Below are 26189 nucleotides of genomic sequence, written 5' to 3' on the forward strand. Positions count from 1 at the left end.
CGAAAAACTTGACGCGACGCGGCTTTCATGATGAAGGTCAGCCCCAAATTTATTCGAGAATTCTGGGTTCCGGACAGCATCACATGGCATCAGAACGTTATAATCCGCGCGAGGTCGAACCGCGCTGGCAGCAGCATTGGGCCGAGGCGAAAGTCTTCGAAACCGATAACACCGACCCGCGTGAAAAATATTACGTCCTCGAAATGTTTCCCTATCCGTCGGGCCGCATCCATATGGGCCATGTGCGCAACTATGCCATGGGCGATGTCGTCGCCCGCTACAAGCGCGCCCGCGGCTTCAACGTGCTGCATCCCATGGGCTGGGACGCCTTCGGCATGCCGGCCGAAAACGCGGCGATGAAGAACAAGGTCCATCCGAAATCCTGGACCTACGACAACATCGCCGCCATGCGCAAGCAGCTGAAATCCATGGGACTTTCGCTGGATTGGTCGCGCGAATTCGCCACTTGCGACGTCGACTACTATCACCGCCAGCAGCATCTCTTCCTCGACATGATGGAAAAGGGCCTGGTCTATCGCAAGAATTCCAAGGTCAATTGGGACCCAGTCGACATGACCGTGCTCGCCAACGAGCAGGTCATCGATGGCCGCGGCTGGCGCTCCGACGCGCTGGTCGAACAGCGCGAGCTGACGCAATGGTTCTTCAAGATCACCGCCTTCGCCCAGGATCTGCTGGACAGGCTCGACACGCTCGACCAATGGCCGGAAAAGGTCCGGCTGATGCAGAAGAACTGGATCGGCCGCTCCGAAGGCCTGACCGTTCGCTGGGAGACGGTGCCGAGCAACACGATCGGCGATCTCCGCGACATCATGGTCTATACGACCCGCCCGGACACGCTGTTCGGCGCCTCCTTTCTGGCCATCTCGGCTGATCACCCGGTCGCCAAGGCTGCCGCCGAGCGCGATCCGGCGATCGCCGAGTTCTGCGAGGAATGCCGCCGTTCCGGCACGTCGGTCGCTGCCTTGGAGACAGCCGAGAAAAAGGGTGTCGACACCGGCATCCGCGTGCTGCATCCCTTCGACCGCGACTGGCAGATTCCGGTCTACATCGCCAATTTCGTGCTGATGGAATATGGCACGGGCGCCATTTTCGGCTGCCCGTCGGGCGACCAGCGCGACCTCGATTTCGCCAACAAATACGGCCTGCCGGTCGTGCCGGTGGTGATGCCGAAGGATGGCAACAAGGACGAGTTCAAGGTCACCGACACCGCCTATGTCGACGACGGCGTGATGATCAATTCGCGTTTCCTCGACGGCATGACCACGGATGCCGCCTTCGAAGAGGTTGCCAATCGCCTGGCCAGTCATTTCATCCACGACCAGCCGCAAGGCGAACGCAAGGTGAATTTCCGCCTGCGCGACTGGGGCATTTCGCGTCAGCGCTATTGGGGCTGCCCGATTCCGGTCATCCATTGCGAAGTCTGCGGCGTCGTGCCAGTGCCGAAGAAGGACTTGCCGGTCAAGCTGCCTGACGATGTCGACTTCGAAAAGCCCGGCAATCCGCTCGATCGCCATGCGACCTGGCGCCACGTCGCCTGCCCGCAATGCGGCGCCGACGCGCGTCGTGAAACCGACACGATGGACACCTTCGTCGATTCCTCCTGGTATTACACCCGCTTCACCGCGCCCTGGGAAGATGCGCCGACCGACCCTGCCGTCGCCAATGCCTGGCTGCCGGTCGACCAATATATCGGCGGCATCGAGCATGCGATCCTGCACCTGCTCTATTCGCGCTTCTTCACCCGCGCCATGCGCGAGACCGGCCATGTCGGTCTCGACGAGCCGTTCAAGGGCCTATTCACCCAGGGCATGGTCGTGCACGAGACCTATAGCCGCGGCGAAGGCCATGGCCGCGAATGGATCGAGCCGGCCTTCGTCAAGGTCGACGAGATCGACGGCAAGCGCATCGCCTCGCATATGGACACCGGCGAGCCGATCGCCATCGGCTCTATCGAAAAGATGTCGAAGTCGAAGAAGAACGTCGTCGATCCCGACGACATTATCGGCTCCTATGGTGCTGATACGGCTCGCTTTTTCGTGCTGTCCGATTCGCCGCCCGATCGCGACGTGATCTGGACCGAGGCCGGCGTCGAGGGCGCGCACCGTTTTGTCCAGCGCGTCTGGCGGCTGGTCTCCGAAGCGGCCGACGTTTTGAGGGGCGTACAAAGCAAGCCGGCTCAGGATGGCGAAGCGCTGGCCATCTCGCAGATTGCCCACAAGACGCTGAAGGCTGTCGGATATGACTATGAGCGGTTGGGCTTCAACAAGGCCGTCGCCCGCATCTACGAACTGGTCAATGCCCTTGCGGCACCCCTGACCCAGGTTGCCTCCGGCAAGGCGGACGCGGTGACAATCGCAGCCGCCCGAGAGGCCGTGGAAATCCTGGTCCGCCTTGTTGCGCCGATGACGCCGCATCTGGCCGAAGAGTGCTGGGGCCTGCTCGGCAATACCGGCATGGTCTGCGAAGCCGGCTGGCCCGCCTATGACGAAGCGCTGGTGGCTGAAAACGTCATCACGCTGCCGGTGCAGATCAACGGCAAGAAGCGGGCGGATTTGACAATCGCGCGCGATGCGGATCAAAGTTCGGTCGAAGAAGCAGTGTTGGCGCTCGACAGCGTCCGTTCCGCGCTGGACGGCAAGATGCCGAAGAAGATCATCGTGGTTCCGCAGAGGATCGTGAATGTCGTGGTTTGAGCTGAAAGTCCGGTCCGGCGCAAAAACCCTCCTGGCGGCGCTGGTCCTGCCACTTCTGCTGCTGGTGAGCGGCTGCACCGTGCGGCCGCTTTATGCCACGGACAGCAAGGTGGATCCGGCGCTGAAATCGATCGTGTTTTCGGAAGCCGAAACGCGCGTCGAGCTGCAATTGCGCAATGATCTGATCTTCCTGACATCCGGCGGCGCCGGCGAGCCAGCAAATCCGGAATATCAGGTCGATATCAAGCTCGTCGAACGCAATGTCGGCGTGCTGCTCGATCTGACCACCGATCTGCCGCGCGCCGGCCGTCTGGTATTGAAGGCGGATTTCACGCTGAAGCGCATTTCGACCGGCGAAGTCCTGCGCACCGGTCATCGTTCTTCCGTGGCGCTCGTCGACTTCCCCGGCCAGCAATATGCCAAGCTGCGCGCCATCAAGGATGCCGAAGACCGCTCCGCTCGCGAACTCGCCGAACTCATCCGCGCCGACCTCGCGGTCTGGATATCGCGCTGACGAACCACCTGTTTTTTCTGGATTTTGACGCATGGCGGAGATCAAGGCCCACGAATTCGACCAATTCGTGAAGCGGCGCGCCCGCGATTATCGCATCTTCCTGATCTACGGCCCTGATCGGGGCCTGGTTTCCGAACGCGCCGGCGAGCTCGTCAAGATCACAGGCGTCAGCACCGACGACGCCTTTTCCTTCATGCGCCTCGACGCATCGGACCTGGCCGGTGACCCCGGCCGTCTATTCGATGAAGCCTATTCGACCGGCTTGTTCGGCGGCGAGAAACTCATCTGGATCAAAGGCGCCGGCGCCGACAAGAACCTGTCGGAGGCACTCGCGGCACTCTCCGAGAAGGCGCCGGAGAATGCCTGGATCATCATCGAAGCCGGCGACCTGAAGAAGGGCGCCAATCTGCGAAAAGCCGCTGAGAGTGGTCACGCCGCGGTCGCCATACCCTGTTACGCCGACGACACAAAGAGCCTGAACGCGTTGATCGACGAAGAACTGACTTCGTTTCAGCTGCGAATCGACTCGGATGCGCGGCAGTCTCTCCTGGAAAGTCTCGGCGGGGACCGCATCGCTTCCCGTGGTGAAATCCGCAAGCTCGCGCTCTACGCCATGGGCGAGCCCATCATCAAACTGCAGCATGTGCTTGATATCATTGGCGACGCGAGCGCTATTTCCACCGATGACGCCGTTGACGCCGTCCTCCAAGGCGACAAGGCCGGCTTCCTGCACGCGACCCAAAAAGTCATCGCCTCGAAAACCAGCGTGTTCCTGATCCTACAGGGGTGCCTGCGGCAATTTCAATTATTGGACGTCATGCGCTCCGACATGGACGCCCGGAAAATCTCCACAGGCGATGCACTGAGCCAACACGCGCGATCGCTGCATTTCCGACGTCGCCCGATCATCGAGAACGCGCTGCGGAATTGGACATCCACGGCCATTTCCATCGAACTCAACCGGCTGCAGTCTGCCATCCTGCAGACACGCCAGCGCGCCGCCCTGGAAGATACGATCGCGATGCAAACCCTGCTCGCGACCACGTTGATTGCCGAGAGAAACAAGAGTACCCGTCGCTGACGCGGCAAAGGAAACTGCGTCTAGCCCGGGCACAGTTCGATTCTATAGATCAATACGATCCGCTATCAGACTCGCTCAAGCAGCCGGCAGATCTGCTCCAACTGTTCCAGGGACTTATAGGCAATCACCAGGCGTCCGCCCTCGCCGTTGTGAGACACCTTGACTTGCAGGCCGAGCCGGTTGGAAAGATCGCGCTCCAACGCCATCGTATCGGCATCCTTTTCCGGCGCTTTGGGTTCGGTGCCGGCGGGATTGCTCTGCGCCTTGATGTCGTTCTGCGCCAGCCGCTCGGCATCGCGCACGGAAAGCCCCTTGTTGACGATCGCCTTGGCCAGCGCCACAGGATCGGACGTCGGGATCAGAGCACGTGCGTGACCGGCGGAAAGGCTGCCGTCGAACAGCATCTGGCGCACGGGATCCGGCAGTTTCAACAACCGTAAGCTGTTGGCGACATGCGATCGGCTCTTGCCGATGATTTCGCCAAGATCATTTTGCGTGTAGCCATGCTCTGCAATCAACTGTTCATAGCCCATCGCCTCTTCGACCGGATTGAGGTCGGAGCGCTGAACGTTTTCGACAATTGCAAGTTCGAGCGCCGTGCGATCATCGACATCGCGAATGATCACCGGAATTTCGACAAGCCCCGCCAGCTGGGCCGCGCGCCAGCGGCGCTCGCCAGCGATGATCTCGTATTTACTGTCACCGACCGTACGCACCACGACCGGCTGCACAATCCCGTGCTGCCGGATCGAAGACGCCAGATCCTGCAATTCGTCCTCGGAGAAATTCTTTCGCGGGTTCTTCGGATTACGGCTGATCAGTTCGATCGGAACCTTGCGGTCCGCGCTGATCGCGGGACGGCCTGGAGCCGCTGTCAACGGCTGGTCCATCTCTCCAATGAGTGCGGCAAGTCCACGGCCGAGACGGCGTTTTGAGGGATCATCGTTCATAACGCATGCACCAGTTATTTCGGAGGTGAATCAAATCAGGCAGCTTTGCTCTGCCGTTCTCGCTGAATGACTTCCGACGCGAGTTGAAGATAGGCTTGGCTGCCGGCACATTTGAGATCGTAGAGGATCGCCGGCTTGCCATAGGAGGGAGCCTCGGAGACGCGGACATTTCTGGGGATCAGCGTGTGATAGACCTTTTCACCGAGATGTTCTCGTACATCCGAAACAACCTGTTGCGCCAGATTGTTACGGGCATCGAACATTGTCAGCACGATGCCCTGGATATCCAGCGTTGGATTGACCGTCTGCCGTACTTGATCGATGGTTTCCAGCAGCTGGCTAAGGCCCTCAAGCGCGAAAAATTCGCATTGCAGCGGCACCAGAACCGACTGCGCCGCGGCCATGGCATTCATTGTCAGCAAATTGAACGAGGGAGGACAATCTACTAGAATATAGTCGTAGGCCTCCGCGCCACCGCCCGCGAGCGCCTTTTTGAGCCGGAATACACGGTCGCTCTCACGACCGATCTCCATTTCAACACCAAGGAGGTCCATCGTGGATGCTGCAATGAAGAGATTGGGAACCACGGTCGCAATCGCCACTTCGGCTATGCTATGTGTGCCCACAAGCAGATCGTAGGTCGACAGCTTTCTGTCCCGCCGATTGATGCCGAGACCGGTACTGGCATTCCCCTGAGGATCCAGATCAACAATAAGGACACTCTCGCCAATCGCCGCCAGCGCAGTCGCCAGATTGATGGCCGTCGTCGTTTTACCGACGCCACCCTTCTGATTGGCGATGGTAATGATACGATTCTTTCTCATACCGCCCACCGATTACATTGACTTCCGTGTGAGATCGCTGATCTCAAGGATGACAGAGTCGCTTTCAATCACACTGGAATGTTCTACCAGATCGAATTTCCAGCGCCTATGCGAAATTTCGACTTCGCGCCGGTAATCCCGGCCTTTATGAAAAAATGCCTTGAGATTCTGATTTCGCGTCGCCCAAGGTTCAATAAATTCGCAAAGACTATCCAGGTCTGCGAGCGCCCGCGCCGAAACACGATCGCAAGACGGGAGCAATTCCGTAGCCGTTTCAATTCTTATCGAATGAACGGAACCTCGAGCGCCTGTTTCAAGCAGCGCCATTCTGAGAAAGGACGCCTTCTTGTGGTTGCTTTCGACCAGGTGGACCCAACCGTCGCCGAGTTCGGCGAGGCAAATGGCAGTAATTATTCCAGGAAAGCCGCCGCCGCTGCCCAGATCAACCCAGGAGAATGCGCCGGGCGACAGCGCATAAATCTGTAAGCTGTCGCGAATATGCCGATCCCAAAGCTCGGCATGCGTCGAAGAAGCGACCAAGTTTATGCTGCGCGACCATTTTTGAAACAGCGCCGCAAAACGCTCCAAGCGGTCCCGCGTTTCACGTGAAACACTCATTACGGTTGTCACTAGGATCAGACTCTCAAATGTTGCAATCAGGAGGCGATCCGCTCGTCGCCGTGACGGCGTATCGCCACCAGAAGAAGCGATATCGCGGCAGGCGTCATGCCGTCAATTCGAGACGCTTGCGAAATATTCGCCGGCTTGTGCCGTTGCAACTTCTGCTTTAGTTCGTTTGACAACCCTGACAACGTAGCGAAATCGAGAGTATCGGGAATTCTGCGGCTTTCTTCTCGCTTGACCTGAGCAATGTCCGAAGCCTGGCGGTCCATATAGACATGATAGGCGGCTTCGATCTCCAGCGCCTCACGAACGCGCCCGGATGTTTTCTCCAGATCAGTCCAGATTGACGCAATCCGGGCGAAATCGATATCCGCATAGGACAGAAGATCATAGGCCGACCGTCTCTGTCCATCCTGGTTCAGCTTGAGATCGAATTCCACCGCTTGCTTTGGCGTCAGCGAGACATTTTGCGCATAGTCCCGCGCCCAATTAAGCTCTTCGGCCCAGATTTCGAATTTCTCTCGCCGCTCGTGGCTGATAATGCCGAGCTCGATGCCGAGTGGCGTCAGGCGCTGATCCGCATTGTCGGCGCGCAGCGACAGACGATATTCCGCCCGGGACGTGAACATGCGATAGGGCTCCGAAACACCCTTCGACGTCAAATCATCGATCATTACGCCGATATAGGACTCTGTCCGGCTGAATTCGATCGCATCCGACCCGCCGGCCTTGCGCGCTGCATTCAATCCAGCGACCAGGCCTTGGGCTGCGGCCTCTTCATAGCCAGTCGTGCCGTTGATCTGGCCGGCGAGGAAAAGCCCGGGCAGTCGTTTCGTTTCGAGGGAGAAATGGAGCTCCCGCGGATCGACATGATCATATTCGATAGCGTAGCCCGGCTGTAGAATTCGAACTTTTTCCAGCCCTGGAACGGTGTGGATAAAGGCCTCCTGAACGTCCTCAGGCAGCGAGGTAGAGATCCCGTTCGGATAAACGGTCTCGTCATCCAGTCCTTCCGGCTCCAGGAAGATCTGATGCCCGTCGCGCTCGCCGAAGCGAACGATCTTGTCCTCGATCGACGGGCAATAGCGAGGACCGATGCCCTCGATCTGCCCGGAATACATCGCCGAGCGACCGATATTCTCCGAGATGATTTTGTGGGTCTCCGGAGTCGTTCTCGTCACACCGCACTCGATCTGTCGATTGGCAATCGTTTCGGTCATGAACGAAAACGGGATGGGATCGTCATCAGCGCCCTGGCGCCCGACGGAATCCCAGTCGATCGTCTTGCCGTCCAGGCGCGCCGGAGTGCCCGTCTTCAATCGCGCCAGGGAAAATCCAGCCCGCGCAAGCGTGCCTGAAAGGCCTAGAGAAGGATCCTCTCCAACACGACCAGCCGGAATCTTGCGATCTCCGATATGAATCAAGCCACGCAGAAATGTGCCCGTCGTCAGGACAACGGAACGGCACCCAAATTCGCGGCCATCGGCGAGCACGACACCGTTGATCGAACCGTCGGCGATACGAAGATCATAAACATCACCCTCGACGATCTCCAGATTCTGATACTCGGACAGGGCCGATTGCATGGCGAGACGATAGAGCTTTCGGTCCGCCTGCGTCCGTGGGCCACGGACCGCGGGACCCTTGCGCCGGTTCAGCATGCGAAACTGGATACCCGCTGCATCGGCGACGCGCCCCATCACACCGTCGAGCGCATCGACTTCCCTGACAAGGTGACCTTTTCCCAATCCACCAATGGCTGGATTGCAGGACATGACGCCGATCGTCTCGCGCTTATGGGTGATCAAAGCCGTTCTGGCTCCGAATCGAGCCGCAGCCGCGGCGGCGTCGCTGCCCGCGTGACCGCCCCCAACGACGATGACATCAAAATGCGTATTCATATCACTGTCCTTCTGCGAGCCCACACATGAGGTCTCACGCGAAATGGATCGCCGATCACTTTCCGATGCAGAACTCCGAGAAAATCACCCCGAGCAGCTCTTCGACGTCGACAAACCCAGTCAGCTTCCCGAGGATATGCGATACCTGCCGCAAATACTCGGACCTGACTTCGATATTCAGTGCGTGGTCCCTGACGCTCCTCTCGAGGATTTCCAGGGCTTCCCGCAACAACGCCGCCTGGCGTTCCCGAACCACTGTGGCGCCACCCGGCATGCTCGTAGCGCGTTCGACATGCGCCAGGATTCGTTTCGTAAGTGAATCGATTCCTTCGCCAGTCAATGTAGAGATCGCTGCTGCGGCACCGGCGCTATCCATCGCGCCAGGGTGATTCTCTGCCAGATCGACCTTCGTCACAATTCTCTCGACGGCAGCCTGTACACCAATTTCTTCATCGGGGCCAGTGTCACGGATATCCTTCAACAAAAGCACCAGATCGGCGCCTTGCAATGAGCGGCGCGTGCGGCGGATACCTTCGACTTCTATGACATCGGCGGTTTCGCGCAGGCCCGCCGTGTCGGTGAGCGTCACGAGAAAACCACCAATATTCATGTCCACGGAGATGATATCGCGCGTGGTTCCTGGGAGAGCGGTGACGATTGCCGCGTCGCGCCGAGCCAAGGCATTGAGGAGACTTGATTTTCCAGCGTTTGGCCGGCCGGCGATGACCACTTTGAAACCATCCCGAATGATCTCGGCCGACTTCTGCTGTCCAAGATGATCGCGAATGTCGTCAGCCAGGCGGGAAACTTGCTCCCAGACGCTGTCGCTGACATCGCCGGGGATATCGTCTTCTTCCGGAAAATCCAGGGCCGCTTCTATCAGTGCCCGCGCCCGGGTCAGCTGCCGCATCCAGCCCTGATAGAGCGCGGACAAATGGCCGTCGCTCTGTTCGATCGCCAGACGACGCTGCATTTCGGTTTCCGCGGCGATCAGATCGGCCAGACCTTCGATCTCCACAAGGTCCAGTTTGCCATTCTCAAAGGCGCGACGGGAGAACTCACCGGCCTCGGCCATGCGCAGGCCGAGCTGAGCCAGCCGCGCCAGAACGGCGTTGATAACGGCGCGTCCGCCGTGAAGCTGGAGTTCGGCACAGTCCTCGCCGGTGAAGGAATTGGGCGACGGGAAAACTAGGACGACGCCCTTGTCGATGACATTGCCGTCCTGGTCACGAATCCGGCGAAGGCTCGCTGTTCTTGGCTGGGGCAGCGGACCGCACATAGCCTCAAGCGCCATGTCAGCGTCGCGTCCGGAAATCCGGATCACGGCGACGCCCGATGGCGGCGCGCCGCTCGACAGAGCATAGATCGTGTCTTGAGCACGCGACATGTTTTACCCCAGGCATGCTTTTCCAGAAGCGCAGTATGCGTTCTGCGTCAGCATGCCAAAAATAGTGACTCTAAAGCGCGTCGTGATCTCCGGGATTTGCTCCCGGCGCTTTAGCTCTTTATTTTTTGCATGTCTCCCGAAGCCGGTGACCACTTTCGGGAGACATGCCTTTAGGCGCGAGAAGTAGCGGCAATATGAAGCTCAAGCCTCAGAAATCCGGTGATCGCACGAAGGAGTGGGGTCCATAAACGAAACGGCCCGGCATCTCAAGCGGCTTTCGCGTGGGACACCGGGCCGAAGTGGAAGATCAAAAACTCAGGTATTCATCGAATCGAAGAAATCGCCATTGTTCTTCGTCGACTTGAGCTTGTCGATGAGGAATTCGATCGCATCGGTCGTGCCCATCGGCGCGAGAATGCGGCGGAGCACGAAGACCTTCTGCAGATCCTGACGCGGAACCAGCAGGTCTTCCTTGCGGGTGCCGGACTTGAGGATGTCCATAGCCGGGAAGATGCGTTTGTCGGCGACCTTGCGGTCGAGCACGATTTCCGAGTTGCCGGTGCCCTTGAATTCTTCGAAGATGACTTCGTCCATGCGGCTGCCGGTATCGATCAGTGCGGTGGCAATGATCGTCAGCGAACCGCCTTCTTCGATGTTGCGCGCGGCGCCGAAGAAGCGCTTCGGCCGCTGCAAGGCATTGGCGTCGACACCGCCGGTCAGCACCTTGCCGGAGGACGGTACGACGGTGTTGTAGGCGCGGCCGAGACGGGTGATCGAATCGAGCAGGATGACAACGTCGCGGCCATGCTCGACCAGGCGCTTGGCCTTTTCGATAACCATTTCGGCGACCTGGACGTGGCGCACCGCCGGCTCGTCGAAGGTCGAAGAGACGACCTCGCCGCGCACCGAGCGCTGCATGTCCGTCACTTCTTCCGGACGTTCGTCAATCAGCAGCACGATCAGATAGCATTCGGGGTGATTCGCCGTGATCGAATGGGCAATGTTCTGCAAGAGCACCGTCTTACCGGTGCGCGGCGGCGCAACGATCAGGCCGCGCTGGCCTTTGCCGAGTGGCGCCACGAGATCGATAACACGCGGCGACATATCCTTGTTGGTGGGGATATCCAGTTCCATCTTGAAGCGCTCATTCGGATAGAGCGGCGTCAGATTGTCGAAATGGACCTTGTGGCGGATCTTTTCGGGATCCTCGAAATTGATCGTATTGACCTTCAACAGCGCGAAATAGCGTTCGCCTTCCTTGGGGCTGCGGATCGGGCCTTCGACCGTGTCGCCGGTCTTCAGCGAGAAACGGCGAATCTGCGAGGGAGAGATATAAATATCGTCCGGACCGGGGAGATAATTGGCATTGGCCGAGCGGAGGAAGCCGAATCCGTCCTGCAACACTTCGACCACGCCTTCGCCGATGATTTCGACTTCCTGGGCCGCAAGGTTCTTGAGGATCGCAAACATCAATTCCTGTTTGCGCATCACACTCGCGTTTTCGACGGCCACTGATTCGGCGAAAGCAAGCAAGTCGGTTGCTGTTTTATTCTTAAGTTCCTGAAGCTTCATTTCAGCCATAAAGGGGACCACAAAGTGTTGGGGTAGGGGAAATAAACCGACACCGGTTTTGAGAGAAAGGCATGTGCGAGGGGGATGGGGACATGCCGCGATGCGGTGAAGCACTGTGTTAAAAATAATGCTTCGTCTGCGTCATCGCAAGACCGGTCTGCCAGAAATGCCATGGATTAGCAAGATATATCAGAAAGGTTTCAACACCACCATCAGCACGATGACAATCATCAACAGCGCCGGCACTTCGTTCATGATCCGCCAATGGCGCTGACTACCAGGTCTTTCATCGCGTAGAAAAGCGCGATAGCTGCGGCCATAATAGACGTGCACGGCGGTCAGCAGCACGACGCCGAGAAGCTTGACATGCAGCCAGCCGCCCTGGAAATGGAACGCTGTCCAGGCCAGGTAGAGACCGAGCAACCAGGCGAGCATCATCGCCGGCGTCATGATGATTCGGTAGAGCCGGCCCTCCATCAGCTTGAATAGTTCCGACGCTTCCGAGCCGGATTTGGTATCGAAGTGATAGATGAACAGCCGCGGCAGATAAAGCAGGCCCGCCATCCAGGCGATGACCGCCATGATGTGGAAGGCCTTGATCCAAAGATAGAGATTGTCCCGATCGAGCGCCGCGATCAGAGCCATGACAATGACGCAGACGGAAAGTGCGATGCCGGCACGCAGCCAGGCCTTGCTGCCCGAGGGGGAAGGCGACGTCATGATTAGGCCCCCCGATGGGCGCGAACGCGATCAAGCAGCTGCGTCACGTTGGCGGGATCGGCCTGCGGCGTAATTCCGTGGCCGAGATTGAAGATCAGAGGCCCATGACCAAGTCGGTCCAGGATACGATCCACCCCAGCATCCAGCGCCGCTCCACCCGCCACCATAAGCAGCGGATCGAGATTGCCCTGCACCGGGCCCGCCTTCTGCAGTTCCGCGGCGAAATCCAACGGTACAGTCCAATCGAGGCCTATGCAGTCGGCCGTCGTGCCCTGCCGATAGGTCTTCAGATTGAAGCCCGCGCCTTTGGCAAAAGCGATAATCCGGGCCTGCGGCCGCTCGGCCCGCACGGCATCGATGATCCTGCGCACAGGCTTGACGGCATGGGTTTCGAATTCCCGGTCGCCCAGCACGCCAGCCCAGGAATCGAAGATCTGTACCGCATCGGCGCCAGCATCGATCTGAGCCACCAGATAACGTGCCGAGGCTTCCGCAATCAATGCCAGCAACTTCTCGAAGCTTTTCGGATGCTGATAGGCAAAAAGCCGCGCCGGCGCCTGGTCCGGTGTTCCCTCCCCGGCAATCATGTAGGTGGCGATCGTCCAGGGCGCCCCACAGAAACCAAGCAATGTCGTCTCGACCGACAGCTGCGAACGGAGTCGTGCCACCGTCTCGAACACGGGTGCCAGACGTTTTTCGATATCGGGCATGGTCAGCGCATCGATACCGGCGACATCGATCGGATCAAGTTTCGGCCCTTCTCCTTCGACAAAGCGGACATTGCGGTCGAAGGCATCGGGAATGACCAGGATATCGGAGAACAATATCGCGGCATCAAAACCATATCGCCGAATCGGCTGCAGCGTCACCTCTGTCGCAAGTTCCGGCGTGTAACAGAGCTCGAGGAAGGTTTTCGCCTGTAGACGTGTCTGCCGGTATTCGGGAAGATAGCGTCCGGCCTGGCGCATCAGCCATACAGGCGGAGGCGTGACGGTCTCGCCCTCCAGCACCGCCATGATCGCCCGTTTCGGCTTTTCCACATCCCACCTCTTAAAAAATAAAGGATCTATAAAGGTTTGCTATTTCTTAAGAGTCGGTGAGATTCAAGGATTAAAGTGTCTCAGTCCGTTTTCCAGAGCCCCGCGCGCCCTCGCATCGACATGTACTCTATCTGAAACTCTCTGTGGGAAATAAGGTGGCTTTCGGATTCCGTTTTGAGATTCAAGAGGCTAGCAGGCGTCGCTCTTGGCTGGCTGCTGTGGATAATCCATGAATGCAATAGAGTTAACTTTCGGTTAATGGATTTTTGCACAGGCGCGGCGCAAAACTCTCCGCGCGGCGAAGCGCTGTGGACAAATCGCAGGTTTTCCCCGACAGAGGAAATCGGACGGAAGAAATCGGTGCTCTGTCCACCGCCATCAACAGGCCGGACTCTATAGCGTGGAAAACAAGAAAAAGTTCTTTCATCTGCATCTGATTTCTGACTCGACAGGTGAGACTCTGATCGCGGCCGGCCGCGCCGCGGCATCGCAGTTCGGTGACAGCATGGCGGTGGAACATGTCTATCCGCTGGTCCGGAACCGCAAGCAGGTGACGGATGTGCTGGCGGAGATCGACGCCGCGCCCGGCATCGTGCTGCACACCGTCATCGATCAGGAACTAGCGGCGGTCATCGATCAGACCTGCCGGGAGATGGGCGTGCCCTGCGTGTCGGTGATCGAGCCCGTGCTGCAAATCTTCCAATCCTATTTGGGTGCGCCGTCACGGCGCCGGGTGGGTGCACAACATGCGCTGAACGCCGGCTATTTCAAGCGCATCGAAGCGCTCAACTTCACCATGGACCATGATGATGGTCAGCTGCCGCATGATATCGATGAAGCCGACGTCGTGCTGCTCGGCATCAGTCGCACGTCGAAAACGCCGACGGCGATCTATCTTGCCAATCGCGGCATCAAGACGGCGAACATCCCCGTGGTCAACGGTTTGAAGCTGCCGGAAAAACTGTTTGCCGCGACCAAGCCATTGATCGTCTGCCTGATCGCGCAGATCGACCATATTTCACAGGTGCGGCAAAATCGCGTGATAGGGTCGGCGATCGGGTACCAGGATTCCTATACGGACCGGTCGATGATCGCCGAGGAGCTGAAATATGCCAAGCAGCTCTGCGCGCGTCACAACTGGCCGGTCATCGACGTGACCAGGAAATCGATTGAAGAAACTGCCGCGGCCATTGTCGCCCTGCGCCCGAGACTGAGATGATGCAAACCGGACCGGTAGCGATGAATGCGAAATTGATCCTTGCCTCGAAGAGCGCCTCCCGGCAGTTGCTGATGACCGGTGCCGGATTGCAATACGAATCGATCCCCGCTGACATCGATGAGCGCGCCATCGAAGCCAGCCTGTCGACGCGCTATGCCAAGCCGCCGGATGTCGCACTCGAGCTTGCGCGGGCCAAGGCGCAATGGGTGTCGGATCGACATCCGGATGCCTATGTGATCGGCTCCGATCAGGTCCTATCGCTCGGCATGCGCCTGTTCCACAAACCGCTCAGTATGGGCGAGGCGGGTGACCATATCCGTGCCATGGCCGGCCAGACGCATCATCTCAATTGCGGTGTGGCGATTGCCTTTCGAGGCGCGGTATTGTGGTCGGATGTTTCGATCGCAGCGATGACCATGCGGGCGATCTCGCCGTCCTTCCTGCGGACCTATCTGGACATGGCCGGCGACAGCATTCTGCAAAGCGTCGGCGCCTATCAATTCGAGGGCCCCGGTATCCAGCTCTTCGAGACTATCGAAGGCGACTATTTCACCATTCTCGGCCTGCCGATGCTGAAGCTGCTGGCCGGCTTGCGCAACCTGGGTGTCATCGATGCGTGATTCACGTGAAACATCGTTAACGCAGGCCTTCGTCTGCGGTCATCCGATCAAGCATTCCCGCTCGCCGATCATCCATGGATACTGGCTGAAAATGTTTGGGATCGCAGGCGGCTACCGCGCCGTCGATGTCGCGCCGGATGAATTCGCCGCCTTCATCGGCCGACTGAAATCGGCTGAGTCGGAATTTGTCGGTGGCAATGTGACGATCCCGCACAAGGAGCGAGCCTTCGCGCTTGCTGACGCACCGGATGAATTGGCTCGCGAACTCGGGGCAGCCAACACTCTCTATAAGCAGGAAGGCCGGCTGCGCGCGACCAATACCGACGGTTACGGTTTCCTGGCCAATCTCGATGATCGAGCCCAGGGCTGGGATGAAAAGAAGGACATCGCCGTGATCCTCGGCGCTGGCGGCGCCAGCCGGGCGATCATCCAGGCCGTTCGCGATCGCGGCTTCGCCGAAATCCATGTTTTCAATCGTACCGTCGAGCGCGCGCAGGAACTTGCCGATCGATTTGGCGAACGGATCCATGCCGCGCCGATCGCAGCACTGGCCGAACGCCTCGATGGCGCAAACCTGTTCGTCAACACGACTTCGCTCGGTATGGATGACGGCGAAGCGCCGGCGATCGATTTCTCGCCGATGGCCGATGACGGGCTGGTCACCGATATCGTCTACGTGCCGTTGATGACCCCCTTCCTTCAGCAGGCGGAGGCGCAGGGTCGGCGGACCGCCGACGGACTTGGCATGTTGCTGCACCAGGCGGTGCCGGGTTTTGAAAAATGGTTCGGCCGTAGGCCCGAAGTGACTGAGGAACTCAGGGCGAAAATCGTTGCTGACCTGGGGCGCCATTGATGATCCGGCTCGGCCTCACCGGTTCGATCGGCATGGGCAAATCGACGACGGCGCAGATGTTCCGGGATCACGGCGTGCCGGTTATCGACGCGGATGCGATTGTCCACGATCTCTATCGTGGCGAGGCGGTGGCGCCGATCGAAGCCGCTTTTCCTGGCGCCGTCGTGGATGGTGTTGTCGACCGGCACCGGCTGGCTGCGAAACTTGCTGCCGACCCAGCCGGCTTCAAGACGCTCGAGTTGATCGTTCATCCGCTCGTCTGGCGGAAGGAAAGAGAGCAGGTCGAGGCTTTTGAAAAGGCCGGCACACCGGTGACGGTGCTTGACATACCACTGCTCTATGAAAACCACGCCGAGGCGCGTGTCGACAAGGTTGTCGTCRTCACCGCCGATGCAGATGTGCAAAAGGCACGCGTGATGGAACGGCCCGGGATGACAGAGGAAAAATTTCAGATGATTCTTTCTCGTCAGATGCCTGATTCGGAAAAACGCAGGCGGGCGGATTTCATCATCGACACGGGGCAGGGGCTTGAACATGCAAGGCAGCGTGTCGGCGAGATACTCATGCAATTGAAGGCGTAGCGAATGCGGGAAATCATCTTCGACACGGAAACCACCGGCCTCGATTCGCGTGAGGACCGGATCATCGAAATCGGTGGCGTCGAGCTGAGGGATCATTTCCCGACCGGCCGCACCATTCACCTGTTCATCAATCCGGATGGCCGCAAGGTGCATCCGGATGCGCTCGCCATCCACGGCATCAGCGACGAATCCCTGATGGACAAGCCGAATTTTGCCGCGCTTGCCGACGAGATCGCCGAATTCTTCGGCGATGCGCTGTGGATCGCGCATAACGCCACCTTCGATATGGGCTTCATCAACGCCGAACTCGCCCGCCTCGGGCGGCCGCCGATCCCGAACACCAAGGTGGTCGATACGCTGCAGATCGCCCGCCGCAAGCATCCCATGGGTCCGAATTCGCTCGACGCGCTCTGCAGACGCTACGGCATCGACAATTCCCACCGTTTGAAACACGGCGCTCTGCTCGACTCCGAACTGCTGGCCGAAGTCTATATCGAGCTGATCGGCGGTCGGCAGGCAGGTTTTGGTTTTGGTGCGGCGGAGAACCGAGGCGGCGGCTCGCGAGCCGAGGAGAGCGCGGTGCACCTCCGGCCTCGTCCGTTCCCGCTCGGTTCGCGCTTGCGCATCGAAGAGGTCCAAGCCCATGCCGAGCTTGTCAAGAAGATGGGCGACAAGGCGATCTGGCTGAAATATTCGGAAACCACGGTCACACCAGAGATCGCAAAATAGAACGCCCGGATCATCGATCCGGGCGCTCATCAAAAAGAAATCCGACCAAGTTGGTCAGTTGTTGGCGGCGACGCGAGCCTTGGCCTGCTCTTCGGCCATGCGCTGCTGGAACATGACGGCGAAATCGATCGGGTCGATCATCAGCGGCGGGAAACCGCCATTGCGGGTGGCATCGGCAACGATCTGGCGGGCGAAGGGGAAGAGCAGCCGCGGGCATTCGATGAACAGCACCGGCAGCATGTGCTCCTGGGCGAAACCGGAAATCCGGAAGAGGCCGCCATAGGCAAGTTCGGCATGGAAGACGACCTTGTCGCCGTCCTTGGCCGAAGCGTCGAGCGTCAGCACCACGTCGAAATCGGTTTCCGACATCGGATTGGCATTGACGTTGACGGAGATATTGATCTGCGGAGCCCGTTCACGGGCCTGCAGCGAGCGCGGTGCGCCGGGATTTTCGAAGGAGAAATCCTTGGTATATTGTGCAAGGATATTGATCGAAGGCTGACGCTGGTCGTCGCCGCCGTTTGCGGTTTCATCTGCCATGGGCTGGTCCTCGAAGCCTGGGCGGATCCACACTCCTCGATCCGCCGGATGGAATTTCACATGTCAGGCTCTTCGGCACCGAACCAGTGTTCGCGTCATGGAACAGGTCGCGGCCGGATGCTGCCCGACACAGGGGCCCTGCCATCTAGCACTTCGCACCGAGGCTTACAACCCTCGGCTCTCGCAGGTGATTCGGGATCAGTCAGGCCCCCTGAGCCGTGGCCCGGAGGAGGGAGAATTGTCGTTGCGCCTATAGTCGTCTTTTGACAGATCGACGAAATCGTCCTGCCGCCGGCCGCGTCGGTAACGCGTGTGGTAGCTGACATTGATACGGCGGCCGACAAGCCGCCAGATCAGCTGCCGCACCGGCGGCACGAGCAGCAGCAGCCCGGCAACGTCGCTGAGGAAACCGGGAATGATCAGCAGGAAGGAGGCGATGACGATCATGAAACCATTGGCAATGCCCCGCGCCGGCGGTCGATGCAGTTTGATGTCCTGATTGATTTTTCGGAGCGCGCCGAGCCCCTGATAGCGCAGAATCGCCACGCCGAGGATCGCCGCAAGCACCACCAGGCCAACCGTCTTCCATACGCCGAGCCATTGACCGACATAGACGAAGGTCGCGATTTCCAGGACTGGAAAGGCGAGCAATACGAACAGCGGCACGATTGCAGGCATGGCCGGTTCCTTCTCCATTCATTTGAATGATATTGAAATCACGACTATATGGGAAGCAAGTCGAGAAAATGAAGAGCAAAGGGCCAAGGCTACAATATGGGTACCGACAGTATCATCACTCTGTTTTTTCTGATTGTCGCAGCGCTGATTTTYCTCAATCTGAGGAGCGTACTGGGCAAGCGGACGGGCAGTGAAAAGCCGCCATATGACCCGTTTACCCGCAGGGATACGGATCGTTCCGCGCCCACCCCTTCCGATGATGGCAAGGTGATCACGCTGCCGCGTCGGACGTCTGGTCCGACAGCGTCGCAGCCGGGGGACGCGGGTCCGGTCAGTGTCGACAACCGCTATGAGGAGATTGACAGCTTTGCCGCACCAGGCACGGAGTTGAATGCGGGCCTGCGCCGCGTCTTCGACGCTGATTCGTCGTTCAATCCGAAGCAGTTCGTCGATGGCGCCAAGGCCGCCTATGAAATGATCGTCATGGCCTTCGCCGATGGCGACCGCAAGACGCTGAAGAATCTGCTGTCCAACGAAGTCTATGAGGGCTTCAATGCCGCGATCAGCGAGCGCGAGAAGGCCGGGGAGAAGGTCAAGTCGAGCTTCGTCGGCGTCGGCAGGGCAGAGATGAGTTCGGCCGATCTGGTGGGATCGGAAGCGACGATCACCATGCGTATCGTCAGCCAGCTGATTTCGGCGACCTACAATGCCGCCGGCGACGTGGTTGACGGCAATGCCGAGACGGTCGCCGAGGTGAAGGACCAGTGGACCTTCGCCCGCGACACGCGCTCCCGCGATCCGAACTGGAGACTTGTCTCGACCCAGTCCGAGGGCTGAGGCCTCATGGATTTTCGGCTGACGCCTTTGGCCTTCGCGGCCTTGCCAGGCTGGGAGGAGGATGACCCTTCCAGCCTTTTTGCCGTCATGGCACGATGTCTTCGGCACATGCGCGACGTCAAGCCGTATCGCACGGGCGCAGTCGGCATTCCCTCAGAGGCGCTCGAAGCGGTTTTCACCGAGGCCGCCGGCATGCATCCAGGCTCGGCCGAAGCGGCGAGGGCTTTCTTTGAAAGTCGGTTTCAGCCTTTCCTGATCAGCCGCAATGATGGCAAGCCAGGCTTCGTCACCGCGTTCTACGAGCCCGAGGTCGAGGTTCGGGACGCGCCGGATTCGACCTGGTGCTATCCTTTCTATCGCCGTCCCGAAGATCTCATGGATGTCGATGATTCCAACCGTCCCGTGGAAATGGACCCGTCCTATGCCTTCGGGCGTCGGACGAAGGATGGCATCGGCGTCTTTTCCGATCGGCGGGCAATCGACGAAGGCGCGCTGGCAAACAAGGGACTGGAAATCGCCTGGGCAAAATCCCGCGTCGACGTGTTCTTCGCTCATGTCCAGGGCGCGGCCCGGCTCCGCTATCCGGATGGTGCGATCCGCCGTATCACCTATGCGGCAAAGGCCGGCCACCCTTTCACCGGCATCGGTCGGCATCTCGCAGATATCGGCGAAATCCCATTGGCTGACGTTTCGATGCAATCGATCCGCCAATGGCTCGCAGATCACCCGGATCGCCAGAATGAAATCCTCTGGCAGAATCGCTCCTACGTCTTTTTTCGCGACGCGCCGGTCGATGATCCCGAACTGGGGCCGATTGCCGCCGCCAAGGTGCAGCTCGAGCCGATGCGCTCGATCGCCGTCGACAGGCTGATCCATACATTCGGCTCGCCCTTTTATATCCGCAGCGAAAGCCTCAAGCATTTGACCGGCGGCAGGCCACTGCAGCGACTGATGCTTGCACTCGATACCGGCACCGCGATCATTGGTCCGGCGCGCGGCGATATCTTCACCGGCTCCGGTGAAGCGGCTGGAAATCTCGCCGGCAATGTGAAAAACGACGCGGACTTCTATATATTGATTCCAAAGACGATCGCGGCAAATTTCATCCATGCGCAATAGCAAGAAGACATTGACGGACGACGACCGGATCCTGTGGGGCAAGGTGGCTCGCAGCACCCGGCCCATGCCCGGCCGTATGAAGTCGATCGAGGAATTCGAGGGGGAGCTGGAAGCGCAGACAGCCGCGAATGCAGCGCAGAAAGTGCCGCCGATAAAAGCCGTCACCATGACCGAGGCGCCTGCAGAGCCGCCAAAGAAACCATCCGGCCGTCATCAGCCGCTGGAAAGGCCGGTGAAGCGCAAGCTCGCCAAGGGTCGGTTGGAACTTGAAGCGCGCATCGATTTGCACGGCCTGTTTCAATCCGAGGCGCATGCTCTGCTTCATGGTTTCATCGTCCGGGCGCATGAGCGCGGTCTCAGGCATGTGCTTGTCATCACCGGCAAGGGCGCATCGATGGGCAGCGACGGTGCGCTGAAGCGAGCGGTGCCGATGTGGTTCTCCAAGCCGGAATTCCGCCATCTGATCTCGTCTTACGAAACCTCGGCGCAGAACCATGGCGGCGAGGGTGCGCTCTATGTCCGCCTTTCCAGGCCGGCGCGGGAGGAGAAATGACGCCGTTCGGCGAGGCAGTGCGGAAAATCCGCACGGAGCGCGGCATTACCCAGAAGGCCATGGCCGAGGCGCTTGGTGTGTCGCCGGCCTATCTCTCGGCGCTCGAAAGCGGCAAGCGCGGCCGTCCGGGCTTTGATTTCCTGCAGCGTGTCGCCGGCTATCTGCACATCATCTGGGACGAAGCGGACGATCTTTTCCGTGTCGCGGCGATCTCGCATCCACGCGTTGTGGTTGATACGACAGGCTTGCCGGCGGAATATACAGCCTTGGCCAACCGGCTTGCCGGTGAGATTCGCGAGTTGCCGCTGGAGACCATCCGTCAGATGACGGATTTATTGTCGAGAGCAGAGAATTCCCGGGAAAAACGCGGCTGAAACACGGTTTTCTGCCGCAATTTTCTGGCTAGGATTTGGCCTGACGCGGCAAAATACCTATATTCAAATACACCTTCACGAGTGATTCGGAGCGTCTGGGGAGACCTCCGAATTCAATTGAAAAGAGAAAGATTTTCATGACCGGATCGTCCGAAGAAGCAGTCCCGGCGGGTACTGAATATGGTGCCGACAGCATCAAGGTCCTCAAGGGCCTCGACGCAGTGCGCAAGCGCCCCGGAATGTATATCGGCGATACGGATGACGGCTCGGGCCTGCATCACATGGTCTATGAGGTCGTCGACAATGCCATTGACGAGGCGCTGGGCGGCTGGGCTGATCTGGTGACGGTGACGCTCAATGCCGATGGCTCGGTGACCGTCACCGATAATGGTCGCGGCATCCCCACCGGCATGCATGACGAGGGCGTCTCCGCGGCCGAAGTCATCATGACCCAGCTGCATGCCGGCGGTAAGTTCGACCAGAATTCCTACAAGGTCTCCGGCGGTCTGCACGGCGTCGGCGTCTCGGTCGTCAATGCGCTGTCGGTCAAGCTTGCCCTGAAGATCTACCAGAAGGGCCATCTCCATGAGATGAGCTTCACGCATGGCGTGGCCGACGGCCCGCTGGCGATCACCGGCGATTGCCCAGCGGATCAGTCCGGCACCGAGGTCACCTTCACACCAAGCTCCGAAACCTTTACCCATATCGAGTTCGACTATGCGACGCTGGGGAGGCGGTTGCGCGAGCTCGCCTTTTTGAATTCCGGCGTCCGCATCATATTGGCCGACCGTCGCCACTCCGATGTCAAGCAGGAGGAGATGCTTTATGACGGCGGCCTTGAAGCCTTCGTGCGCTTCATCGACCGTGATAAGAAGCCGCTGCTCGGCAAGCCGATCTCCATCCGTAGCGAGAAGGATGGCATCACCGTCGAGGTGGCGATGTGGTGGAACGAAACCTTCCACGAAAGCATGCTTTGTTTCACCAACAATATCCCGCAACGCGACGGCGGCACGCATCTTGCCGGTTTCCGCGCTGCGCTGACCCGGCAGATCACGGGCTATGCCGAGACCTCAGGCGTTATCAAGAAAGAGAAGGTGGGGCTGCAAGGCGACGATTGTCGCGAAGGTCTGACGGCAGTGCTGTCGGTCAAGGTGCCGGATCCGAAGTTCTCCTCGCAGACCAAGGACAAGCTGGTCTCGTCCGAGGTCCGGCCGGTTGTTGAGAACCTGGTCAGCGAGGCGTTGAGCAACTGGCTGGAAGAACATCCCACGGAGTCCAAAGTGGTGATGGACAAGGTTGTTTTGGCGGCGGCGGCGCGCGAGGCTGCGCGCAAGGCACGTGATCTGACGACCCGCAAGGGCGTTCTCGATATTGCCTCGCTGCCGGGCAAGCTGGCTGACTGCTCGGAACGTGACCCGACCAAATCCGAAGTGTTCCTCGTCGAAGGTGATTCGGCAGGTGGCTCGGCCAAGCAGGGACGTTCGCGGGAAAATCAGGCGATTCTGCCTCTCCGCGGTAAGATTCTCAACGTCGAGCGCGCTCGCTTCGACAAAATGCTCTCCAGCCAGGAGATCGGCACGCTGATTACCGCGCTGGGCACGGGTATTCCGATCGGCACAAGCCGCGATGGCTTCAACCCCGACAAGCTGCGCTACCACAAGATCATCATCATGACGGACGCCGATGTCGACGGCGCCCATATTCGTACGCTGTTGCTCACCTTCTTCTTCCGGCAGATGCCGGAGCTGATCGAGCGCGGCCATATCTATATCGCCCAGCCGCCGCTCTACAAGGTGAGCCGCGGCAAGTCCTCGACCTATCTCAAGGACGAGCGCGCATTCGAGGAATATCTGATCAATGCCGGTCTCGAGGATGTAACGCTGACGCTCGCCAATGGCGAGATGCGTGCCGGCGCTGATCTGCGAGACATTGTCGAAGACGCAATCCGACTGCGCAACCTCCTCGCTGGCCTTCATTCGCGCTATAGCCGGCCGCTCATTGAGCAGGCGGCGATCGCCGGCGGCCTCAATGCCGAGCTGATGGTCGACCGCACGCGYAGCCAAGGCGTGATCGGTGAGATCGCCCAGCGTCTCGACCGTATTGCCGAGGAAACCGAGCGCGGCTGGTCCGGCAATATCAGCGACAGCGGCAACCTCAACTTCGAGCGCATGGTGCGTGGCGTCAAGGAACTGCTGTTCATCGACATGGCGCTGATTGGTTCGCAGGACGCACGCCTGATCGACCAGATGGCAGCGCGGCTGAAGGAGATTTATGGCGTCCCGCCGAAGCTGAACCGCAAGGAAGAATCGGTGGAAATCTCCGGCCCAAGCAGGCTGCTTGAGGCGATTTTCGCGTTTGGCCGCAAGGGCCTGACCATGCAACGCTACAAAGGCCTCGGCGAGATGAACGCCGAGCAGCTCTGGGAAACCACGCTTGACCCGAATGTCCGTTCGCTGCTGCAGGTGCGTGTTACGGACGCTACAGATGCCGATGGATTGTTCACCCGGCTGATGGGTGATGAAGTTGAGCCACGGCGCGAGTTCATCCAGGATAACGCGCTGAGCGTGGCGAACTTGGATATCTGATCCCGGATCATTTCAAGAAACAAAAGGCGTCGGAGCGATCTGGCGCCTTTTGTTTTTGGATTCACGTGAAACAATAGAGCAGGGAGGGCGGATGGGCGCGGCCCCTGCAAATCGAGTGACCCTCACCAAAAACGCCGCCTGTCTCCAGGCGGCGTCGGGCACGACGGAAAGGCGGTTCCGCCAGCCCTATTCCATCAACCGGAAAAACCGTTTTGCGGATCCTGCGGCTGGTTCCTGTTAGCGTTGCGTTCGCGCATGAAGCGGTCGAACTCTTCCTGGTCGCGGGCGCGGCGAAGTTCGCGCATGTAATTGTCGAATTCGGCGCGCATCTCGTTGAGCTTGCGGCGTTCTTCCTCGATACGCTCGATCTCGGCCTTGCGCCAGTCGTCGAAAGCCATATTGCCGCTGGAGAAATGATGGTGCCGGCCCCAGCTGGAATGGCCGCCGTTCTGGCGCCAGGCGCCGCGGCAGGAATGGGTAAAACCGTCGAACTTCTCATTGGCTTCACGTTTGAAAGCATGCAGGCGTTCGCCGAACAGAATGTAGCCAAGCATGGCCAATCCAAGCGGCCAGAAGACAATGAATCCGAGCACCATCAGACCGATGGTGGCCGGCGTCCAGTCGGGCCGTAAGAGTGCGCTGCGGTACATGGGTCGTTTTCCTCATAGTAACCCCGGCCGCCCCGTGCGAACCGGTGTAATCGATGTGGGAAGGAAAACAGCACCTTCAAGAATGTCGTTCGCTAAAATCGAACAAAGCGTTGATAATCCGGGGATAATTCCGCATACGAAAAGGCTGGCAAACCCTTGATTTGCCAGCCATCTTTGACATGTTTGGAAGCTTCAGGCCGTAGCGCCGGGCGTCCGGCGGCGCGGCACCGGCTTGGTCAGGGCGACGACATTGCTGCTGACGACCTCGTCGGAGCGGTGATGGTCGCGGGCGAACTGAACGATGCGCGGCGCGATTTCCCGGCGGAAGCGCGAGCCGTTGAAGACGCCATAGTGCCCGACATCCGGCTGCAGGTAGTGCATGCGCATCGACTCCGTCAGGCCCGAACAAAGCGTCTGCGCTGCGTGCGTCTGGCCGACACCGGAAATGTCGTCATTCTCGCCTTCGACGGTGAGCAGCGCCGTGCGGCGGATCTTAGACGCATCGACCCGGTGGCCACGATGCGTCATCTCGCCCTTCGGCAGCGCATGCTTGATGAACACGGTGTCGACGGTCTGCAGATAGAACTCCGCCGTCAGGTCCATGACCGCGAGATATTCGTCATAGAATTCACGATGCTTCTCCGCCGAGTCGCCATTGTTCTTCACCAGATGGACGAAGAAATCCTTGTGGGCGATCATGTGACGGTCGAGATTCATCGACATGAAACCGGAGAGCTGCAGGAAGCCTGGATAGACCTTGCGCATCATGCCGGGCTGCGGCCATGGCACATCCATGACGACATTGTCGGCGAACCATTTCAGCGGCCGCTCCTGGGCGAGCTTGTTGACGGCGGTCGGGTTGATGCGCGTATCGATCGGTCCGCCCATCAGCGTCATCGATGCCGGCGACAAGGGATCATTGGCTTCCTCCATCAGCGCCACGGCGGCCAGAACCGGCACCGAAGGCTGGCAGACGGCCACGACATGCGTGTCCGGCCCGAGGAAACGGATCATCTCCATCGTGTAGTCGATATAGCTGTCGAGATCGAACAGACCCTGGGAGAGCGGCACCATGCGCGCGTCTTTCCAGTCGGTGATATAGACGTCGGCGGAGGGCAACAGCGCCTCGACCGTACCGCGCAGCAGCGTCGCATAATGGCCGGACATCGGCGCGACGATGAGGATTTTCGGATCGTAGCTGTTATGGCCGGCTGGCAGACAACGTTCGAAATGCAGGAGATCACAGAACGGCTTCGACCAGATGACTTTTTCGTGCACCGAAACTGTCTTGTCGCCGATCACGGTCTGCGCCAGGCCGAATTCCGGCTTGCCGTAACGCCGCGTGGCGCGCTCGAACACTTCCAATCCTGCCGCCATCGAGCGGCCGAAGGAAGTATAGGAGATCGGATTGAACGGATTCTTGTATGCTGCCCGCATGGTTTCTGCTGTGGCACGGACGGGGGCCATTGCCGCGTGGCCCCACTCATAGAACTGATAGAACATTAGAGCCTGCACACTTCCAGC

At 59.3% G+C, this 26189-nt stretch carries 25 protein-coding genes; 13 read left to right on the forward strand and 12 right to left on the reverse strand.

Annotated features, from left to right (window positions below; all coding sequences use genetic code 11):
• The first annotated feature begins 83 nt into the window (after window positions 1–83).
• From leuS to holA, 3 genes are read left to right on the forward strand one after another with little or no spacing between them, the layout of a single operon-like run.
• Complete coding sequence (leuS, locus tag AC1D06_RS08735) at window positions 84–2714, forward strand: leucine--tRNA ligase (RefSeq protein WP_477874729.1); 2631 nt, start codon at window positions 84–86, stop codon at window positions 2712–2714.
• Window positions 2701–3228, forward strand: a complete 528-nt coding sequence (locus AC1D06_RS08740) for a hypothetical protein (RefSeq protein WP_477985932.1) — start codon at window positions 2701–2703, stop codon at window positions 3226–3228. Before leuS ends, AC1D06_RS08740 begins: the two co-directional genes overlap by 14 nt.
• Window positions 3229–3259: 31 nt before the next feature.
• Window positions 3260–4309 carry a DNA polymerase III subunit delta gene (gene holA, locus AC1D06_RS08745; RefSeq protein ID WP_477985933.1) on the forward strand — a complete coding sequence of 350 codons (1050 nt, stop codon included), beginning with the start codon at window positions 3260–3262 and terminating at the stop codon, window positions 4307–4309.
• Between the two features lie 65 nt (window positions 4310–4374).
• Here the strand turns inward: holA and AC1D06_RS08750 are convergent, their stop codons facing one another.
• From AC1D06_RS08750 to hemE, 8 genes are all read right to left on the reverse strand, one after another.
• On the reverse strand, window positions 4375–5259 hold the full coding sequence (locus AC1D06_RS08750) for a ParB/RepB/Spo0J family partition protein (protein ID WP_477874723.1): 885 nt from the start codon (window positions 5257–5259) through the stop codon (window positions 4375–4377).
• 35 nt (window positions 5260–5294) lie between these two features.
• The gene (locus AC1D06_RS08755; protein WP_477874721.1) at window positions 5295–6083 is read right to left on the reverse strand and encodes a ParA family protein; all 789 of its coding nucleotides are present in this window, start codon (window positions 6081–6083) and stop codon (window positions 5295–5297) included.
• 12 nt (window positions 6084–6095) lie between these two features.
• Window positions 6096–6701, reverse strand: coding sequence for a 16S rRNA (guanine(527)-N(7))-methyltransferase RsmG (rsmG, locus tag AC1D06_RS08760; protein ID WP_477985934.1), 606 nt, complete (start codon window positions 6699–6701; stop codon window positions 6096–6098).
• Between the two features lie 38 nt (window positions 6702–6739).
• On the reverse strand, window positions 6740–8608 hold the full coding sequence (gene mnmG, locus AC1D06_RS08765) for a tRNA uridine-5-carboxymethylaminomethyl(34) synthesis enzyme MnmG (protein ID WP_477985935.1): 1869 nt from the start codon (window positions 8606–8608) through the stop codon (window positions 6740–6742).
• A gap of 55 nt (window positions 8609–8663) precedes the next feature.
• Window positions 8664–9995, reverse strand: a complete 1332-nt coding sequence (gene mnmE / locus AC1D06_RS08770) for a tRNA uridine-5-carboxymethylaminomethyl(34) synthesis GTPase MnmE (protein ID WP_477985936.1) — start codon at window positions 9993–9995, stop codon at window positions 8664–8666.
• 315 nt (window positions 9996–10310) lie between these two features.
• A complete protein-coding gene (rho, locus tag AC1D06_RS08775) occupies window positions 10311–11576 on the reverse strand; it encodes a transcription termination factor Rho (protein WP_477874713.1) in 1266 nt (421 codons plus the stop codon).
• A 180-nt stretch (window positions 11577–11756) separates the two neighbouring features.
• Window positions 11757–12287 carry a protoporphyrinogen oxidase HemJ gene (hemJ, locus tag AC1D06_RS08780; protein ID WP_477985937.1) on the reverse strand — a complete coding sequence of 177 codons (531 nt, stop codon included), beginning with the start codon at window positions 12285–12287 and terminating at the stop codon, window positions 11757–11759.
• Between the two features lie 2 nt (window positions 12288–12289).
• On the reverse strand, window positions 12290–13327 hold the full coding sequence (gene hemE, locus AC1D06_RS08785; RefSeq protein WP_477985938.1) for a uroporphyrinogen decarboxylase: 1038 nt from the start codon (window positions 13325–13327) through the stop codon (window positions 12290–12292).
• A gap of 400 nt (window positions 13328–13727) precedes the next feature.
• Between hemE and AC1D06_RS08790 the strand changes: the two genes are divergently transcribed.
• From AC1D06_RS08790 to dnaQ, 5 genes are read left to right on the forward strand one after another with little or no spacing between them, the layout of a single operon-like run.
• The gene (locus AC1D06_RS08790; RefSeq protein ID WP_477874704.1) at window positions 13728–14546 is read left to right on the forward strand and encodes a pyruvate, water dikinase regulatory protein; all 819 of its coding nucleotides are present in this window, start codon (window positions 13728–13730) and stop codon (window positions 14544–14546) included.
• Between the two features lie 20 nt (window positions 14547–14566).
• Window positions 14567–15166 carry a Maf-like protein gene (locus AC1D06_RS08795; protein ID WP_477985970.1) on the forward strand — a complete coding sequence of 200 codons (600 nt, stop codon included), beginning with the start codon at window positions 14567–14569 and terminating at the stop codon, window positions 15164–15166.
• Window positions 15159–16019, forward strand: a complete 861-nt coding sequence (locus AC1D06_RS08800) for a shikimate dehydrogenase (protein ID WP_477985939.1) — start codon at window positions 15159–15161, stop codon at window positions 16017–16019. Before AC1D06_RS08795 ends, AC1D06_RS08800 begins: the two co-directional genes overlap by 8 nt.
• Window positions 16019–16600 (forward strand): dephospho-CoA kinase, encoded by a 582-nt coding sequence (coaE, locus tag AC1D06_RS08805; protein WP_477985940.1) that lies wholly within the window; start codon window positions 16019–16021, stop codon window positions 16598–16600. Before AC1D06_RS08800 ends, coaE begins: the two co-directional genes overlap by 1 nt.
• Before the next feature lie 3 nt (window positions 16601–16603).
• Window positions 16604–17329 (forward strand): DNA polymerase III subunit epsilon, encoded by a 726-nt coding sequence (dnaQ, locus tag AC1D06_RS08810; RefSeq protein WP_477985941.1) that lies wholly within the window; start codon window positions 16604–16606, stop codon window positions 17327–17329.
• 54 nt (window positions 17330–17383) lie between these two features.
• On the opposite strand, the gene secB is transcribed toward dnaQ, so the two are convergent.
• Together secB and AC1D06_RS08820 are read right to left on the reverse strand one after the other, a co-directional pair.
• Window positions 17384–17869, reverse strand: a complete 486-nt coding sequence (gene secB / locus AC1D06_RS08815) for a protein-export chaperone SecB (RefSeq protein ID WP_477874694.1) — start codon at window positions 17867–17869, stop codon at window positions 17384–17386.
• Window positions 17870–18067: 198 nt separating this feature from the next.
• A complete protein-coding gene (locus AC1D06_RS08820) occupies window positions 18068–18547 on the reverse strand; it encodes an FxsA family protein (protein WP_477874692.1) in 480 nt (159 codons plus the stop codon).
• A 96-nt stretch (window positions 18548–18643) separates the two neighbouring features.
• Between AC1D06_RS08820 and AC1D06_RS08825 the strand changes: the two genes are divergently transcribed.
• The 5 genes from AC1D06_RS08825 (at window position 18644) to gyrB (ending at window position 24015) form a co-directional block, all read left to right on the forward strand.
• The gene (locus AC1D06_RS08825) at window positions 18644–19384 is read left to right on the forward strand and encodes a Tim44/TimA family putative adaptor protein (protein ID WP_477985942.1); all 741 of its coding nucleotides are present in this window, start codon (window positions 18644–18646) and stop codon (window positions 19382–19384) included.
• Window positions 19385–19390: 6 nt separating this feature from the next.
• Window positions 19391–20503: a murein transglycosylase A gene (gene mltA, locus AC1D06_RS08830; RefSeq protein WP_477985943.1), complete on the forward strand. Its 1113-nt coding sequence runs from the start codon at window positions 19391–19393 to the stop codon at window positions 20501–20503.
• A complete protein-coding gene (locus AC1D06_RS08835; RefSeq protein ID WP_477874686.1) occupies window positions 20493–21056 on the forward strand; it encodes a Smr/MutS family protein in 564 nt (187 codons plus the stop codon). Before mltA ends, AC1D06_RS08835 begins: the two co-directional genes overlap by 11 nt.
• Window positions 21053–21430 carry a helix-turn-helix domain-containing protein gene (locus AC1D06_RS08840; RefSeq protein WP_477874684.1) on the forward strand — a complete coding sequence of 126 codons (378 nt, stop codon included), beginning with the start codon at window positions 21053–21055 and terminating at the stop codon, window positions 21428–21430. Before AC1D06_RS08835 ends, AC1D06_RS08840 begins: the two co-directional genes overlap by 4 nt.
• 137 nt (window positions 21431–21567) lie before the next feature.
• Window positions 21568–24015 carry a DNA topoisomerase (ATP-hydrolyzing) subunit B gene (gyrB, locus tag AC1D06_RS08845; RefSeq protein ID WP_477874682.1) on the forward strand — a complete coding sequence of 816 codons (2448 nt, stop codon included), beginning with the start codon at window positions 21568–21570 and terminating at the stop codon, window positions 24013–24015.
• A 194-nt stretch (window positions 24016–24209) separates the two neighbouring features.
• Here gyrB and AC1D06_RS08850 read toward each other — a convergent pair whose 3' ends face one another.
• Both AC1D06_RS08850 and AC1D06_RS08855 read right to left on the reverse strand, forming a co-directional pair.
• A complete protein-coding gene (locus tag AC1D06_RS08850; protein WP_477985944.1) occupies window positions 24210–24665 on the reverse strand; it encodes a DUF2852 domain-containing protein in 456 nt (151 codons plus the stop codon).
• A gap of 192 nt (window positions 24666–24857) precedes the next feature.
• A complete protein-coding gene (locus tag AC1D06_RS08855) occupies window positions 24858–26168 on the reverse strand; it encodes a polyhydroxyalkanoate depolymerase (protein WP_477985945.1) in 1311 nt (436 codons plus the stop codon).
• Window positions 26169–26189: the final 21 nt, after the last annotated feature.

The organism is Rhizobium sp. P2_G2 (genome assembly GCF_056403555.1).